This is a genomic window from Streptomyces sp. NPDC003016, from assembly GCF_053591455.1.
Genome location: NZ_JBSFTV010000010.1, coordinates 164,296 through 179,824, shown reverse-complemented (window position 1 = coordinate 179,824; position 15,529 = coordinate 164,296). Strand labels below are relative to the sequence as shown.

The window sequence follows — 15,529 nt, the reverse complement described above, 5'->3', positions numbered from 1 at the left end:
GGCGGAGTACGCCGCCGAGCTGATCAGCTATCAGCTGCGCTTCCAGCGCGGCTTGTCGTCACGGCGGCCGAACGAGCCGGTCGCCGTGCCGGTGCCGGTGCTGCCGCCGCCGCGGTGGTCGTCACGACGGCCCTGCGGGCGGTCGTGGCCGCCGGCGCGGAAGCCGCCGCCGGCCGGACGGTCGTCACGGCGGTCGCGGTTGAACGGACGGTCGGCGCCGCCGGCGCGGAAGCCGCCACCGGTGGCCGGACGGTCGTCGCGGCGCTGGAAGCCGCCACGCTCGCCGCCACCACGGTTGTCGTCACGGCGGTCGTTGTCGCGGCGGAAGCCACCGCCACGGTTGTCGTCACGGCGCTCGAACGGACGGCCACCACGGTCGCCACCACCGGCCGGACGGTCGTCGCGGCGCTGGAAGCCACCGCGCTCGCCGCCACCACGGTTGTCGTCGCGGCGGAAGCCGCCACCACGGTTGTCGTCACGGCGCTCGAACGGACGGCCACCACGGTCGCCACCACCGGCCGGACGGTCGTCGCGGCGCTGGAACCCGCCACGCTCGCCACCCCGGTCGTCACGGCGCTGGAATCCGCCGCGGTCACCACCGCGGTCGCCGCCGCGGAAGCCGCCGCGGTCACCGCCACGGTCGTCACGGCGCTGGAAGTTGCCACGGTCGTCGCGGCGCTCCGCCGCCTGGGCCACGACAGCGGCAGCAGCAGCGGTCTCGGCCGCGGCCAGCTCGGCCTCGGCGGCCTTCGCCGCCTCCGCCACGGCCTCGTCCGGGTCCTCGCCGCGCTCGCGCGCCGCACGGGCGACCAGACGGTCGGCCTCCTCGCGCAGCTCGGTCGCACGGCGCTGGACACGCTCCAGCTCGCGGGTGAGCTCCTTGGCCTCGCGCTCCGCCTGCTTGGCGGCGTTGCTCGCGGAGTCGGCCTGGACCTCGGTCAGCGAACGGGCGCCGGTGATCTCGGCGACCTCCGGCTCGAACGCGCCCGCTCCGCCGACGATGTGACGCGAGGCGTCGACGCCCGCGTCCTCCATCAGACGGAAGATCTGGCGGCGCTGGTGCGGCAGCGACAGGGAGACGACGACACCGGACTTGCCGGCACGGGCGGTACGGCCCGAGCGGTGCAGGTAGTCCTTGTGGTCACCGGCCGGGTCCACGTTCAGGACCAGGTCGATGCCGTCGACGTGGATGCCGCGAGCGGCGACGTCGGTGGCGACCAGGGCGTTGACGTAGCCCTTCTTGAAGTCCTCGAGGACGCGCGTACGGGCGCCCTGCGTCATGCCGCCGTGCAGCGCGTCGGCCTTGACGCCCGAGTCCTGGAGCTGCTCGGCGATGCGGTCCGCGCCCAGCTGGGTGCGGACGAAGATGATCGTGCGGCCCTTGCGGGCGGCGATCGCGGCCGTGACCGGCGCCTTGTCCTTCGGCTTCACGACGAGGACGTGGTGGGTCATGGTCGAGACATTGCCCTGGGCGCTGTCGACCTCGTGGGTGACCGGGTTGGTCAGGTAGCGCTTGACCAGCGTGCTGATCTCGTTCTCCATGGTGGCGGAGAAGAGCATGCGCTGGCCGCCGCCGGGGATCTGGTCGAGCAGCTCGGTGACCTCGGGCAGGAAGCCCAGGTCGGACATCTGGTCGGCCTCGTCGAGCACGGCGACCTGGACGTTGGCGAGCGAGCAGGCGCCGCGGTTGATGAGGTCGCGCAGACGGCCCGGGGTGGCGACGAGGACGTCGACACCGCGCTCCAGGGCGTAGATCTGGTTGCTCATGGACGTACCGCCGCAGACGACCTTCATCTTCAGGCCGAGCACGTCGCCGTACGGCTGCAGCGCGTCCGCGACCTGCATCGCGAGCTCACGCGTCGGGGTGAGGATGATCGCGCGGGGCTTCTTCTTCTCGGTGTGACCGCCGGCCAGCGTGGCCAGGGTCGGCAGACCGAAGGAGAGGGTCTTGCCGGAGCCGGTGCGGCCACGGCCGAGGATGTCCTTGCCGGCCAGGGCGTCCGGGATGGTCGCGGCCTGGATCGGGAAGGGCGCGGTGACACCGTTCTGCGTGAGCTTGCGGACGACGCCGTCGGGCAGGCCCAGGGTGGCGAAGGTCACGGTGGGCTCGGCGGGCTCAGTGGCCTCGGCGTCGGCCTCGACCGTCTCGACGTTCTCGATCGCGTCGTCGTTCTCGGCGATCTGGTCGATCTCGGTGGCCTCGATGACGTCGGCGGCCTCTACGGCCGTCTCGTTCTCGGGCATGGCGGTGCGGTCAGTGCTGGAAATGGACATGCGGAATGCGAAACCTCTCGGAGTCTCGGCACGCGCCCAAACTCCGTGAAATCGCAAATCAATCGCAAATCGACCGCCTCAGTGCGGTCAGTCACGGTAAGGGAGAGTACGCGCCACGGGGCGCTCAAGGTCCTCGTTCTTTACGAGAACTCAACGGCGCCGGGCAATGGGGTCAAACGATCTATAACCATACGCACCCTCCCCCCGTTATGGCAAACCGGCCCCCCTACACCGGCCCGACCTGCGGTGATGCCACCGGCTCGCGCTCCATTTCGCGCCGCTCCCCCATCGCCACGGTCTGCGTGTCGGCCGCCGGCGACGCCGAGGGCGGCGGCGTGCTCGGCTCCGGCTCGGACGGCGTCACGGGGGGCGGCTCCGACGCCGGCGGCGGCTCGGGAGGCTCGGCCGGGCGCGTCGGTGCCTGCGTGGTCTCCGTCGGCGTCGGCGCGCCGGGGCGCGGCTTCGGCCGGGCGCCGCCCTTCCGGGGCGGGGCCTGGCCGCTCTTCGACGGTGCGGCGGAGGCGCCCGGCGACGAACGGGGGCCCGCCGGGGCGCCATCCCCGGCCTTGCCGTCGTCGCCCGCCTTCTCGCCCTTGCCGCCCTTGCCGTCCTTGCCGTCCTTGCCGTCCTTCCCACCCTTGCCGTCCTTGCCGCCGTCGCGGCTGGACACCGTCTGCCCGTCGGTGCGACCGGTTCCCGCTCCGACCCTCGCCTTCACCCCGTCGGGCTCCGCCGCCGCGCCCTGCCGGGCCGTCGGGCGGGAGGGCGCCGGCTCGCCTCCCTCGTCGCTCACGCTCATGCAGCCGGCGGACGCCGCGGCCACGAGCACGACAGCGGCCAATCGGGCCGGGGCCAATCGGACAGGCTGGGGCAACTGGCGCACGGGCGGCACCTCCGGGGCACGGCGAGCGGGATTTCACTGCCCAACTCCCTTTGTCCCGCAAGGGACACGCAAGGAGCGACAGGCGAAGGGCGGGCAGGAGCCGCGCGAGACGAGCCGCACCGCCCGCACACCGCCCGCACACCGCCCACGAGCGACAGGGGCCCCACGGGCCGTCACCCCAGCAGCCCCCGCGCGAGATCGAATCCCAGAAAGACCGCACCGAGGCCCACCAGCAGCGACACCCCCGCGTTCGCCGCCGCCAGGAACGTCCAGCCGCGCTCCGCCAGCCGCAGCGTCTCGTAGCTGAAAGTCGAGTACGTCGAAAGGGCCCCGCACAGCCCGGTCCCGAGCAGCGCGTACGTCCCCGAGGACACCAGCGCCCCCGCCAGCACCCCCAGCACCAGGCTCGCCCCCGCGTTGACCACGAGCGTCCCCCACGGGAACACCGAATCGTGCCGCCCCTGCACCGCGCGGTCCGTCAGGTACCGCAGCGGCGCCCCGACCGCGGCCCCGGCCGCCACCAGCAGCCAGGTCATGCGCCCGCCGCCCGCCCCACGGCCGCCCGCGTCACCGCCACCGCCGCCCACACCGCGCCGAGCGCCCCCGCGAACGTCCCGGCGGCGTACCCCAGCGCGGTGAGCGCGTCGCCCCGGTCCAGCAGCCGGGCCACATCCAGGGCGTACGTCGAGAAGGTCGTGAAGCCGCCCAGCACACCGGCCCCCAGGAACGGCCGGACCAGCGCGTGCCCCCGCCCCTGCTCGCTCACCAGCACCATCAGCACCCCGATCAGCGCGCACCCCACCACATTGACGCCGAAGGTCGTCCATACGCTCCCGGGCCACACCGCCCCCGCCCCGTACCGGGCCAGCGCCCCCAGCACGCCGCCCGCCGAGACCGCCGCGAGCACCCGCCACCTGCCGCTCCCGGCGGTCTCGGCGCGGTGCGCGGGCACATGGAGGTCGACGTCCGGGTCGATCGCGCCGACGGAGCCGGTCGCGCCGTCGGAACCGTTCGCGCTGCCAGAGCCGTTCGCGCGGCTCACCCGTACCCCAGCGCGTGCAGCCTCTCGTCGTCGATCCCGAAGTGGTGCGCCACCTCGTGGACGACGGTGATCTCCGTCTCCGCGACGACGTCCTCCCGGGACTCGCACATCCGCAGCGTCGGCCCCCGGAAGATCGTGATCCGGTCCGGCAGCACCCCGGCGTACCACTCGCCACGGTCCGTCAAGGGAGTCCCCTCGTACAGCCCGAGCAGATCCGGTTCGTGATCCGGGTGGTCCGCCGACGGCTCGTCCTCCACGAACACCGCGACATTGTCCATCAGCCGCGTCAGCTCCGGCGGGATCCTGTCCAGCGCCTCGGCGACCAGTTCCTCGAACTCCTCACGCGTCATCTCCAGCACCTGGCCATTGTCACGTAATTCCGCCCGACGGGCGGGGGTGGGCGCCCGCGGGCATGGGCCGCCGCCCACATGGGCATACGGCAGCAATGGCCCGCGCTCCTTTTCGTGCCGTGCTCACCCGGCTGCAACGCCACTACCGCTCCCGCCACACCGCCCCCACCAGCACCCTCGTACACACCCCGCATCCCTATGCGCGGCTGCTCGGCCTCACCGCGGTGGTCCTCTGCGGTGCCTGGCTCGGCCTGCTGATCGTCGGCAGCGTCCGTACGCCGGTCGGCCCGGTGGACGCGACCATGACGCTGCGCGCGTCCGCCGCCGGCGGCACGAAGATCAACGTCTCCCCTCTCGGCGCCCTCGAACTCGACACCCACACCGCCCCCGTCCGCCTCGACGTGGACGTCGACCAGCTCGACCCGGTCCGCTCCCAGGCCCTCGTCGAGCACCCCGAACGCCTCTCCGGCCTCCAGGAGGAGATCGCCGAGGACGTCGCCGACGGCGCCACCGAACTGGCCGTGCGCTCCTGCGTCGCCGTCGTGTCGGGCGCCACCGCCCTCGGCCTGGCCGTCTACCGGCGCCCGCGCCGCGCCCTGGCGGCGGGCGGCCTCGCGCTCGCCCTGCTGACGGTGTCGGGCATCAGCGCGTACGTCACCTGGAACCCGAAGTCGGTGCTGGAGCCCAGGTTCTCCGGGCTCCTCTCCTCCGCGCCCTCCGTGGTCGGCAACGCGCGCAGCATCGTCAGCGAGTTCGACGTCTACCAGAAGGAACTGGCGCGGCTCGTCACCAATGTGACGAAGCTGTACGACGCCACGTCGACCCTCCCGACCTACCAGCCGGACCCGGCCACGATGCGCGTGCTGCACGTCTCGGACATCCATCTCAACCCGGCGTCGTGGCACATCATCGGCTCGCTCGTCGAGCAGTACGACATCGACGTGATCATCGACTCCGGCGACACCATGGACCACGGCACCGCCGCCGAGAACGGCTTCCTCGACCCGATCTCCGACCTCGGCGCCCCGTACGTCTGGGTCCGCGGCAACCACGACTCGGCCGCCACCCAGCGCTACCTCGAACGGCTCGAGGGCGTGCACGTCCTCGACGAGGGCAGGGCGGTGACGGTGGCGGGGCTGCGGATCGCGGGCACGGGCGACCCGCAGTTCACCCCGGACCGCTCGGCCGAGCCACAGGGCGATCCGGCCGAACGCATGGCGGGCATCCGCCTCGCCTCGGCCCTGCGCGACCAGAAGCGCGCCGGCACGCCCGTCGACATCGCGGTGGCGCACAACCCGGTGGCGGCCCGCGAGACGGACGGCACGGTCCCGCTCGTCCTGGCAGGACACATCCACAACCGCAAGAACGAGGTCCTCGACCAGGGCACCCGCCTGAAGATCGAGGGCTCGACGGGCGGCGGCGGCCTGCGCGCGCTCCAGAACGAGAAGCCGGAGAAGGTACGGGCGTCGGTGCTCTACCTGGACCGTACGACCAGGCGGCTGCAGGCCTGGGACGAGATCACGCTGGGCGGCCTGGGCCTGACGACGGCCGAGGTCAGCCGCCATCTGCCGAAGGAGAACCAGCCCTGAGCGACCCCTTCGCCTATTCGGTTTGGCTGACACCGAAACGCCGTAGTACAGTCTCCGACGTGCCCAAGGGCGCCGGTCAGGGCTTGACCGTTCTGAGACCCAAAAGGTCGAAGGAGAAGCGGAACCTCTCGAGGGGAAGCGGAGTCACATGCTTCTCACGTCCCCTGGGACGACAGACGCAGAAGCAGCAGCACTAGCTGTTTTGCCCTCATCGTCTAGTGGCCCAGGACGCCGCCCTTTCAAGGCGGTAGCACGGGTTCGAATCCCGTTGGGGGCACGCACAACAGTGTGCGAGACTTGTTCTCGCACCATGCTTGGTCCTGTGGAGCAGTTTGGAGTGCTCGCCACCCTGTCAAGGTGGAGGCCGCGGGTTCAAATCCCGTCAGGACCGCTGCGGATCGAAAGATCCGAGTGGCTGGGTAGCTCAGTTGGTACGAGCGATCGCCTGAAAAGCGATAGGTCGCCGGTTCGATCCCGGCCCCAGCCACCACTTCGAAGGCCCCGTCCACCGGACGGGGCCTTTCGTGTCATCCCTCCTTCACCGGAGCCTTCGCCGGGACCTCTGCCGGGACCTTGCGGTGCCGGGCGCGCAGGGCGAGCACCACTCCGACCACCGCCACCACCCCGCCCAGCAGCACCGCGTCGGGCACCGCCTCGCCGAGCCCGCCCACCCACTGCTCGACGGCGAACGAGTCGTCCACGTCCAGCAGTCCGGGCAGCGCCGTCGTCCCGTCGAACACGAGGAAGAGCGTGCCCAGCGCGACGAAGAAGAACCCGGACAGCAGTGACGTGGTGTGCAGCTCGAAGCGCCCCGCCCGCAACGCCCGCCCGCGCAGCCACCGCCGCCTGCCCAGCTCGAAGCGCTCCCAGCCCAGGGCGAGCAGGAACAGCGGCACGGCCATGCCCAGCGCGTAGACGGCCAGCAGCAGTCCGCCGTACACCGGGCTGCCGCTGACGGCCGCGACCGTGAGGACGCTGCCGAGGACGGGGCCCGCGCAGAAACCGGCGAGCCCGTAGACGGCTCCCAGCGCGTACACCGAGACGGCCGTCGTGGGCCTGATCCGCCCGGAGAGGGAGGCGATACGGCGTGAGGCGAAGCCCATGCCGAGGATCTGCGCGAGGCCGAGGGCGATGATCAGCCAGCCGCCGGCGAGGACGAGCTGGTCGCGGTGCCCGTAGAAGAGCCGCCCGGCGTACGAGCCGGCCGCGCCCAGCGGTACCAGGGTGGTGGCCAGTCCGGCGTAGAAGATGCCGGTCCTGGCCATCAGCCGTGACGCCGAGTCGATCGAGTACGCGAAGAAGGCGGGGAGCAGCAGCGCGCTGCACGGGCTGAGCAGGGCGAGCAGGCCGCCGAGGAAGGCGGCCAGATATCCGATGTCGGCGTTCACTTCGCCGCCTCGTCCGTCTTCCCCGTCTTCCCCGTCCTCCGGGTCTTCGCCGCCTCCGCCGCCGCCTCGATCGCCTCGGTGAAGGTCCCGGCGGGCTGGGCGCCGGCGATCGGCCGGCCGTTGACGAGGAACGACGGCGTGGAGGTGGCGCCCAGCCGGTACGCCTCCTCCTGGTCCTTCTTCACGGCCTCCGCGGCGGCTTCGCTGCCGGTGTCCCGGGTGAAGCGGGCGATGTCCTTGACCCCGGCCTCCTCGGCCAGCGCCTTCAGCCCGGCGTCCCCGAAGCCCTTCTCCTTGGCCCCGTCGGCGTACGCGGCCGCGTGGAACTGCCAGAAGCGGCCCTGCTGCCCGGCCGCCCACGCGGCGCGGGCCGCCGCGTCCGACTCCTTGCCGAAGATCGGGAAGTTGCGCCACTCGATGCGCAGGGTGCCGTTGTCGACGTACTTCTTCACCAGGGCGGGCTCGGTGTCGCGGGCGAACTTTCCGCAGTAGCCGCACTTGAAGTCGGCGTACTCGATGAGCACGACGGGCGCGTCCGTCCTGCCCTGCGCGAGCGTGTCCCCGGCGTCGTGGCGGGCGAGCTTCGCGAGCTCGGAGTAGACGCCGGCCTGCGGGTCGGCGGAGACCTCGGCCGTCGCGGCGGAGTCGCGCCCGTCGGGCTTGGTGGCGGTGTACGAGACGACGCCGAGCAGGACGGCCGCGGCGGCGACGGCCGCGCCGATGGCGACGGGCTTGGAACGGTGGCGGTTACGGGAGGAGGTCATGGGCGTTCGGTACTCCTGACGGAATGCGGAATGCGGAATGCGGAAACGGGGAGGCGGGGGGGCGTGGATCGGAGCGCGGCGGACCCGGCGGAGCTGTTCCCCTGCCGCCCCGGCCCCGGCCCTCAAGCGCCGGACGGGCTTGAGATGGCCGACCGCCCGGCGCTTGAGGACACGCCCGAAAGGCGTCCGAGGTCCAGGGGGCTGAGGTCTGCCCCGGTACGGGAAGGGGCGGGCAGGGGAAGGCCCCGCAGGGCCGTCCGGCTAGACCCGCAGGATCGAGAGGTCTATGGGCGACGGCGGGTCCGGCGACGGCGGCCGGTGGCCGCTCGCCGGCCGCGGGGCCGGTCCGTCGGCGCCCCACGAACCGGCCCCGGCCCCGGCGTCGTACAGGGCGGGCAGCAGCTCGTACGCCGCCCCCTTGCGCGGCGGCGTGACCGGTGCGCTTCCCGCGCCGTCCCGGTGCCGCTCACGGCAGCCGGGCTCCCGCTCATCGGCGGAGCCGGGCGCGGAAACGGAGGCAGAAGCAGGGGCGGGGGCCCCGCCCGGGGTCCTGCCCGTCGTGTCCGTACACAGGAGCAGCGCGGCCGGCGCCAGCAACGTCCCCGGCAGCGTGCTCGCCGTCGCCGCGCCGCGGCACCGACGGCTGACCTGGGGCATTGGCTCGGAATCTCCTGTCCGGGGGGTGTCCCGCCAAGCGTAAAGGCTCCCGCGCACCCGCACCCGCGCCCGCCCCGGCCGAAATCGGTTCGCCAGTCGCATCCGGCGGGTGAGATCCTGAGTCAGGTATGTCTACTTCCTTCGCCGACCTTCAGACCGCGCTCGCCGGGCTGCCGCTCCGCGACGCCCACCGGCTCGGCCGCCGTCTCGACGGCGCCCGTCGCATCCGCAAGCCCGAGGCCCGACAGGCCGTGCTGGACGAAATCGCCGCCGAGGCGGAGAAGTCCGCCGCCCGGCTGGCGCAGCGTGCTGCCCGGATGCCCGAGATCACGTATCCGGAGTCGCTGCCGGTCAGCCAGCGCAAGGGCGACATCGCCGAGGCGATACGCGACCACCAGGTCGTGATCGTCGCGGGCGAGACCGGCTCCGGCAAGACGACGCAGATCCCCAAGATCTGCATGGAGCTCGGCCGTGGCGTGAAGGGCATGATCGGCCACACCCAGCCCCGCCGCATCGCCGCCCGCACCGTCGCCGAACGCATCGCGGACGAGCTGAAGACCCCGCTCGGCGAGGCGGTCGGCTGGAAGGTCCGGTTCACCGACCAGGTCAACCCGGACGCGACCTTCGTCAAGCTCATGACGGACGGCATCCTGCTCGCCGAGATCCAGACGGACCGCGAGCTGCGCGCGTACGACACGATCATCATCGACGAGGCCCACGAGCGGTCGCTCAACATCGACTTCCTCCTCGGCTACCTCGCCCAGCTGCTGCCGAGGCGCCCCGACCTCAAGGTCGTGATCACCTCCGCGACCATCGACCCCGAGCGCTTCTCCCGCCACTTCGGCGACGCGCCGATCGTCGAGGTCAGCGGCCGTACGTACCCCGTCGAGGTCCGGTACCGCCCGCTGCTCGAAGACGACAGCGACGATTCCGACCGCGACCAGATCACCGCGATCGCGGATGCGGTGGACGAGCTCCAGGCCGAAGGGCCGGGCGACATCCTCGTCTTCCTCTCCGGTGAGCGCGAGATCCGCGACACCGCCGACGCGCTCAACAAGAGGAACCTCCGCCACACCGAGGTCCTCCCCCTCTACGCCCGCCTCTCGCACGCCGAGCAGCACCGCGTCTTCCAGCGCCACACCGGCCGGCGGATCGTCCTCGCCACCAACGTCGCCGAGACGTCGCTGACGGTCCCCGGCATCAAGTACGTGATCGACCCGGGCACCGCCCGCATCTCGCGCTACAGCCACCGCACCAAGGTCCAGCGCCTGCCGATCGAGCGGATCAGCCAGGCCAGCGCCAACCAGCGCAAGGGCCGCTGCGGCCGTACGTCGGACGGCATCTGCATCCGGCTGTACGACGAGGACGACTTCCTCACCCGGCCCGAGTTCACCGACGCCGAGATCCTGCGGACGAACCTGGCCTCCGTCATCCTCCAGATGACCGCCGCCGGTCTCGGCGAGATCGAGAAGTTCCCCTTCATCGACCCGCCGGACCACCGCAACATCCGCGACGGCGTCCAGCTCCTCCAGGAGCTCGGCGCGCTCGACCCGGCGGAGAAGGACCCGAAGAAGCGGCTCACCGAGCAGGGGCGCAAGCTCGCCCAGCTCCCCGTCGACCCCCGCCTGGCCCGCATGGTCCTGGAGGCGGACAAGAACGGCTGCGTACGCGAGGTGATGGTGATCGCCTCCGCGCTCTCCATCCAGGACCCGCGCGAGCGCCCGTCCGAGAAGCAGCAGCAGGCCGACCAGCAGCACGCCCGCTTCAAGGACGAGACGTCCGACTTCCTCGCCTTCCTCAACCTCTGGCGGTACGTCCGCGAGCAGCAGAAGGAGCGCGGCTCCTCCAGCTTCCGCCGGATGTGCAAGTCGGAGTACCTCAACTTCCTGCGCATTCGCGAATGGCAGGACATCTACACCCAGCTGCGCTCCGTCGCGAAGCAGATGGGCATACACGTCAACGAGGACGACGCTCCCGAGCTGTCCGTCCACCAGTCCCTGCTCGCCGGCCTGCTCTCCCACATCGGGCTGAAGGACACCGAGAAGAACGAGTACCTCGGCGCCCGCAGCGCCAAGTTCGCGATCTTCCCCGGCTCGGCGCTCTTCAAGAAGCAGCCCCGCTTCATCATGTCCGCCGAGCTGGTCGAAACGTCACGCCTGTGGGCGCGGGTCAACGCGAGGATCGAGCCGGAGTGGATCGAGCCGCTCGCCCAGCACCTCATCAGGCGCACGTACAGCGAGCCGCACTGGGAGAAGGACCAGGCTGCCGTGATGGCGTACGAGAGGGTCACGCTGTACGGCGTCCCGATCGTCGCCCAGCGCAAGGTCAACTACGGCCGGATCGACCCGGAGACCAGCCGCGATCTTTTCATTCGCAACGCCTTGGTCGAGGGAGACTGGCGTACGCATCACCAGTTCTACGCGGACAACCGCAAGCTCCTGACCGAGGTCGAGGAACTGGAGCACCGCGCCCGCCGCCGCGACATCCTCGTGGACGACGAGACGCTCTTCGACTTCTACGACCGGCGCATCCCCGAACACGTCGTCTCGGGCGCGCACTTCGACTCGTGGTGGAAGCACAAGAAGCGCGAGGAGCCCGAACTCCTCGACTTCGAGCGCGAGATGCTCATCAACGAGAAGGCCGGGGCGGTCACCAAGGACGATTATCCGGACAGCTGGCGCCAGGGGAAGCTCAAGTTCCGGGTGACGTACCAGTTCGAGCCGGGCGCGGACGCGGACGGCGTGACCGTCCACATCCCCCTCCAGGTCCTCAACCAGGTCACATCCGAGGGCTTCGACTGGCAGATCCCGGGCCTGCGCGAGGAAGTGGTCACCGAGCTGATCCGTTCCCTCCCCAAGCCGATCCGCCGCCACTACGTCCCGGCCCCGAACTACGCGCAGAAGTTCCTGGAGCGGGCCGTGCCCCTCCAGGAACCGCTGCCCGTCACGCTCGCGCGCGAGCTGAAGCGGATGGTCGGCGTACCGGTCGGGGCGGACGACTTCGACCTGTCGCGCGTCCCGGACCACCTGAAGATCACGTTCCGGATCGTCGACGAGCGCCGCAGGAACCTCGCCGAGGACAAGGACCTGGAGGCGCTGCGGCTGAAGCTGCGCCCCAAGGCCCGTCAGGCCCTCTCCAAGGCCGCGGCGGCGACCGCGGGCCCCTCGGGCGAGTCGGTCGAACGTACGGGCCTCACGGACTGGACCATCGGCACGCTCGACCGCGTCTTCGAGACGCGCAGGGCCGGCCAGCCGGTCCGGGCCTATCCGGCCCTCGTCGACCAGGGCGAGAGCGTCGCCGTACGGCTCTTCGACACGGAGGCCGAGCAGCGGCAGGCGATGTGGCGGGGCACGCGCCGGCTCATCCTGCTCAACATCCCGGTGAACCCGGCGAAGTTCGCCTCGGACAAGCTCAGCAATCAGCAGAAACTGGCCCTCTCGCGCAATCCGCACGGTTCGGTCCAGGCGCTCTTCGACGACTGCGCGACCGCCGCCGCCGACAAGCTGATCGCTGACCACGGCGGTCCGGCCTGGGACGAGGAATCGTTCCGGAAGCTGTACGACAAGGTCCGCGCCGACCTCGTGGACGCGACCGTGCGCACGGTGAACCAGGTCCAGCAGATCCTGGCCGCCTGGCAGGCCTGCGAGCGCCGCCTGAAGGCCGCCTCCAGCCCGGCGCTGCTGGCCAACCTCGCCGACGTGCGCGACCAGCTGGCGGCCCTCGTGCCGCCCGGGTTCGTCACGAAGACGGGACTGCGCCGGCTGCCCGACCTGATGCGCTATCTGGTCGCGGTCGACCGCAGGCTCCAGCAGATGCCGACGGCCGTCCAGCGCGACACCACGCGCATGGAGAAGGTCCACGAGATGCAGGACGAGTACGCCTGGCTGCTGGAGCAGCTGCCGCAGGGCAGGCCCGTACCGCAGGAAGTCCTGGACATCCGCTGGATGATCGAGGAACTGCGGGTGAGCTACTTCGCGCACGCCCTGGGGACGGCCCAGCCCATCTCCGACAAGCGGATCGTGAAGGCGATCGACGCGGCGGCCCCGTAACTCCGCCGTCGCCTTGAGTGAGTTCGCCCGCACCCCCTGACCTGCTGTACAGTCTGTCTTCGCAGCCCCGAGCAACACGGCAAAGCGAATCAAGGTCCTGTGGAGCAGTTTGGAGTGCTCGCCACCCTGTCAAGGTGGAGGCCGCGGGTTCAAATCCCGTCAGGACCGCACAAGAAGAAGTACGAGAAGGCCCGGATCCGCAAGGATCCGGGCCTTCTCGCGTCTTGACTGCGTCATCTGCCACCGGTAACCAGACAACAGGGCATCGGGGGCCCGCACTGGGAGGTGGCGCATGGCGGCATCAACAGCCAGGCACGAGACGCGCGCGCTGCTGCGTGCCCATCTGGCGGCCTCTACGGGCTATCGCCACGTCACCAGACACTGCCCCATCTGCCACCGGCTCCTGCGGCTCGCCATGGAGCCCGAGGCGGAGACGAAGACGGAGCGGGAGCCCGAGAGGCCGGCGAAGGCCACCGGGCCCACGGGGACCGCCGCCGAAGCGGCCGAGACCGCCGAGGCCGAAAGCCCTTCGCCGTCATGACCAATGACGCTGCACGCCCTCGCCCTTCGCTGGAGCGATGGAAATAAACAAGAGTTTCCCTGTGTGACGGGTGTCACCACACGAGTTTTGGGAACCGGGGGACTTACACCCTCCCTACAACCGGTCAATTTAATATGTGCAATTGCACTCACCCGAAAGGGCCGTTCGGAGCTCTCCCCGAAGCCGCCCCCGACCCGCCCTGAGGCACTCCGAGGGCCCCGGGAACCGGCGCGCCGCAGGTCAGAGCGGTCGGCAGGCGTCCTGGCGCGGGCATAAAAAAAGATCGCGCTGGACCCGGCGGAGTCCAGCGCGATCAACGACGCATCCATCAAGCCCGGATGTGGCGCCTGTTGGGGCAGGCGCCTGTCGTGTGGTGCTCAGGTGGGCGTCCGAGTTGGGGGACCCGGAGGATTGCCCGGTAAAGCGGGTTATTCAGTTGTTCAGGCCTCGCTGCGCTGCTGCGGAATGCCCGCAAGCAGCGCGCGGACCTCTGCCTCGCGGTAACGCCGGTGTCCACCAAGCGTGCGGATGGACGTGAGCTTGCCTGCCTTGGCCCAGCGCGTGACCGTCTTCGGGTCCACGCGGAACATCGTGGCAACCTCAGCCGGGGTCAGCAGCGGCTCGGCGTCAGGGGTGCGAGCGGTCATGAGCGGCCTCCTCGGGAGAACCGAACCATCACGGTTCTTTCCTCTAAATTCTGCACCTTGACCCGCGTTGCCCGAAATGGCGGACGCGGGCCGAGTCGGTTATAGGACGAACGGCTTGTCCTCGGCACTACAACTACACCATCCGTCCAGCCACGTCGGCCAAACCGATGGAATTGCCCTCCCAGGTGTTCATCAGCGACGAAGCCGATGGACCATGCCATAGCGGACAGTCACGTCACAGTGACGATCAGTCACAGAGCGATCAGGAGCCGTCATGACCCCCCATAGCGCGCAATACCGAGCCATTCCGCCCATAGGTGGACGGAAGGAGCCCTCGTCGGACTCCTTGTCCTATTTTGGCATGAGGATGGGGGATGGGCGCAAGAGACCGCTAAGTGCTGTCCATCACGCTTGAGGCAAAGGCCCGTATCAGGACCTACGTCCCGGCCGCCGGATCAGCGCCCCGTCGCACTCAGTTCGCGAACTGGCGCTCGCGCACCACCCGCCACCGCTCCATCAGCCTTCCGTGCACCTCGCGGGCCCCCGCGCCGTCCCCGGCCCGCAGCGCCGCGATCCCCTCGGCCGCATCCGCCGCGGAGTGGTCCTCGGCGAGGTGCTCCTGCGGAAGGACGTGCACCAGACCGCCGTAATCGAGCTCGACCAGCGACCTGGGGTGGAATTCCTCCAGCCAGCGCCCCACATCGACCAGGCCCTCGACGAGCGGCCCGCCGGCCTCGGCGTCGAGTTGCTCCCGCAGCGTCTTCAGCGCCCGCGCCACCCGCCGCCGCGCCTGGGCCATCGGCGTCCGGTAGCGGAGTACGGGCGCGGCCTCCCCCTCGCCCTTGCGGTACTCCCGTTCCTCGTCCGCGAACAGCGCGAACCAGCGCACCGGCACGTGCCACGCCGAACTCCTGATCCACGGCCGCGCGTCCGGGTGGAGCTCCAGCCACCGCTCGAAGTCCGCGGCCGCCTGCCGCCGCACCACCGGCGGCAGCGCCGCGTCCAGCATCGGCTCCGGGAAGAGTCCGGGCAGTTCCTCCAGCGCCAGCCAGCCGCGCAGCCGCGTACGCCAGGGACAGACGCACACCACCCCGTCCACCTCGGTCACGAACGCGTCGCCGCTCTCGTGGACCGGCACGGCGACCGGCGGGGTGGGCAGCAGGCCGGCGAGGGAACGGCGCAGTTCGTCCTGGGCGGTGGGCAGCCGCTCACGGCCCGCGTACCGCTCCCAGTGGCCGCGCTCCGGCTCGGGGAAGGCGGCCAGTGGTTCGTACACCCGCAGATAGGAGGCGTACGGGACGATCACTGATGACGCCTGGGCCACGCCTGCTCCTCACCTCGACCG

13 protein-coding genes and 4 tRNA genes are annotated in these 15,529 nt (G+C 70.9%); 7 read left to right on the top strand and 10 right to left on the bottom strand.

From position 1 onward, the window contains the following. Window positions 1-30: 30 nt before the first annotated feature. The 5 genes from ACWDZ4_RS11505 to ACWDZ4_RS11485 all read right to left on the bottom strand — a co-directional run bounded on the left by ACWDZ4_RS11505 (window position 31) and on the right by ACWDZ4_RS11485 (window position 4,558). Window positions 31-2,274 (bottom strand): DEAD/DEAH box helicase, encoded by a 2,244-nt coding sequence (locus ACWDZ4_RS11505; protein WP_451508171.1) that lies wholly within the window; start codon window positions 2,272-2,274, stop codon window positions 31-33. 226 nt (window positions 2,275-2,500) lie between these two features. Next, the gene (locus ACWDZ4_RS11500; protein WP_451508170.1) at window positions 2,501-3,073 is read right to left on the bottom strand and encodes a hypothetical protein; all 573 of its coding nucleotides are present in this window, start codon (window positions 3,071-3,073) and stop codon (window positions 2,501-2,503) included. Between the two features lie 257 nt (window positions 3,074-3,330). Next, complete coding sequence (locus ACWDZ4_RS11495; protein WP_451508169.1) at window positions 3,331-3,693, bottom strand: fluoride efflux transporter FluC; 363 nt, start codon at window positions 3,691-3,693, stop codon at window positions 3,331-3,333. Then, window positions 3,690-4,109, bottom strand: coding sequence for a fluoride efflux transporter FluC (locus tag ACWDZ4_RS11490; RefSeq protein ID WP_451508198.1), 420 nt, complete (start codon window positions 4,107-4,109; stop codon window positions 3,690-3,692). The genes ACWDZ4_RS11495 and ACWDZ4_RS11490 overlap by 4 nt, the downstream gene beginning before the upstream one ends. 86 nt (window positions 4,110-4,195) lie before the next feature. Next, on the bottom strand, window positions 4,196-4,558 hold the full coding sequence (locus ACWDZ4_RS11485; protein ID WP_218058192.1) for a metallopeptidase family protein: 363 nt from the start codon (window positions 4,556-4,558) through the stop codon (window positions 4,196-4,198). Window positions 4,559-4,644: 86 nt separating this feature from the next. On the opposite strand from ACWDZ4_RS11485, the gene ACWDZ4_RS11480 reads away from it, so the two are divergent. From ACWDZ4_RS11480 to ACWDZ4_RS11465, 4 genes are all read left to right on the top strand, one after another. Next, window positions 4,645-6,138, top strand: a complete 1,494-nt coding sequence (locus ACWDZ4_RS11480; protein WP_451508168.1) for a metallophosphoesterase family protein — start codon at window positions 4,645-4,647, stop codon at window positions 6,136-6,138. A 204-nt stretch (window positions 6,139-6,342) separates the two neighbouring features. Continuing rightward, window positions 6,343-6,415: transfer RNA gene (locus ACWDZ4_RS11475), tRNA-Glu, on the top strand. Window positions 6,416-6,454: 39 nt separating this feature from the next. After that, window positions 6,455-6,529: transfer RNA gene (locus ACWDZ4_RS11470), tRNA-Asp, on the top strand. 22 nt (window positions 6,530-6,551) lie between these two features. Continuing rightward, window positions 6,552-6,628 (top strand) — tRNA-Phe (locus ACWDZ4_RS11465). A gap of 37 nt (window positions 6,629-6,665) precedes the next feature. Here ACWDZ4_RS11465 and ACWDZ4_RS11460 read toward each other — a convergent pair. From ACWDZ4_RS11460 to ACWDZ4_RS11450, 3 genes are all read right to left on the bottom strand, one after another. Next, window positions 6,666-7,526, bottom strand: a complete 861-nt coding sequence (locus tag ACWDZ4_RS11460; protein ID WP_451508167.1) for a cytochrome c biogenesis CcdA family protein — start codon at window positions 7,524-7,526, stop codon at window positions 6,666-6,668. Beyond that, complete coding sequence (locus ACWDZ4_RS11455; RefSeq protein ID WP_451508166.1) at window positions 7,523-8,290, bottom strand: DsbA family protein; 768 nt, start codon at window positions 8,288-8,290, stop codon at window positions 7,523-7,525. Before ACWDZ4_RS11455 ends, ACWDZ4_RS11460 begins: the two co-directional genes overlap by 4 nt. Window positions 8,291-8,551: 261 nt before the next feature. Beyond that, window positions 8,552-8,947 (bottom strand): hypothetical protein, encoded by a 396-nt coding sequence (locus ACWDZ4_RS11450; RefSeq protein ID WP_451508165.1) that lies wholly within the window; start codon window positions 8,945-8,947, stop codon window positions 8,552-8,554. Window positions 8,948-9,075: 128 nt separating this feature from the next. On the opposite strand from ACWDZ4_RS11450, the gene hrpA reads away from it, so the two are divergent. The 3 genes from hrpA to ACWDZ4_RS11435 all read left to right on the top strand — a co-directional run bounded on the left by hrpA (window position 9,076) and on the right by ACWDZ4_RS11435 (window position 13,537). Further along, the gene (gene hrpA / locus ACWDZ4_RS11445) at window positions 9,076-12,996 is read left to right on the top strand and encodes an ATP-dependent RNA helicase HrpA (protein ID WP_451508164.1); all 3,921 of its coding nucleotides are present in this window, start codon (window positions 9,076-9,078) and stop codon (window positions 12,994-12,996) included. Window positions 12,997-13,089: 93 nt separating this feature from the next. Then, window positions 13,090-13,164, top strand: a tRNA-Asp gene (locus ACWDZ4_RS11440). A gap of 124 nt (window positions 13,165-13,288) precedes the next feature. Then, window positions 13,289-13,537 (top strand): DUF6274 family protein, encoded by a 249-nt coding sequence (locus ACWDZ4_RS11435; RefSeq protein ID WP_451508163.1) that lies wholly within the window; start codon window positions 13,289-13,291, stop codon window positions 13,535-13,537. Between the two features lie 440 nt (window positions 13,538-13,977). Here ACWDZ4_RS11435 and bldC read toward each other — a convergent pair whose 3' ends face one another. After that, entirely contained in the window at window positions 13,978-14,184 is a 207-nt protein-coding gene (gene bldC / locus ACWDZ4_RS11430; RefSeq protein ID WP_003949541.1) for a developmental transcriptional regulator BldC, read from the bottom strand. 472 nt (window positions 14,185-14,656) lie between these two features. Beyond that, on the bottom strand, window positions 14,657-15,508 hold the full coding sequence (locus tag ACWDZ4_RS11425) for a hypothetical protein (RefSeq protein ID WP_451508162.1): 852 nt from the start codon (window positions 15,506-15,508) through the stop codon (window positions 14,657-14,659). Window positions 15,509-15,529 lie beyond the last annotated feature (21 nt).

What these genes read in the sequence shown, in the direction of transcription:
- ACWDZ4_RS11455 (WP_451508166.1), bottom strand. Translation starts at nt 8,290, where the DNA reads ATGACCTCCTCCCGTAACCGCCACCGTTCCAAGCCCGTCGCCATCGGC.
- ACWDZ4_RS11450 (WP_451508165.1), bottom strand. Translation starts at nt 8,947, where the DNA reads ATGCCCCAGGTCAGCCGTCGGTGCCGCGGCGCGGCGACGGCGAGCACG.
- ACWDZ4_RS11500 (WP_451508170.1), bottom strand. Translation starts at nt 3,073, where the DNA reads ATGAGCGTGAGCGACGAGGGAGGCGAGCCGGCGCCCTCCCGCCCGACG.
- bldC (WP_003949541.1), bottom strand. Translation starts at nt 14,184, where the DNA reads ATGACCGCTCGCACCCCTGACGCCGAGCCGCTGCTGACCCCGGCTGAG.
- ACWDZ4_RS11435 (WP_451508163.1), top strand. Translation starts at nt 13,289, where the DNA reads ATGGCGGCATCAACAGCCAGGCACGAGACGCGCGCGCTGCTGCGTGCC.
- ACWDZ4_RS11505 (WP_451508171.1), bottom strand. Translation starts at nt 2,274, where the DNA reads ATGTCCATTTCCAGCACTGACCGCACCGCCATGCCCGAGAACGAGACG.
- hrpA (WP_451508164.1), top strand. Translation starts at nt 9,076, where the DNA reads ATGTCTACTTCCTTCGCCGACCTTCAGACCGCGCTCGCCGGGCTGCCG.
- ACWDZ4_RS11495 (WP_451508169.1), bottom strand. Translation starts at nt 3,693, where the DNA reads ATGACCTGGCTGCTGGTGGCGGCCGGGGCCGCGGTCGGGGCGCCGCTG.
- ACWDZ4_RS11480 (WP_451508168.1), top strand. Translation starts at nt 4,645, where the DNA reads ATGGCCCGCGCTCCTTTTCGTGCCGTGCTCACCCGGCTGCAACGCCAC.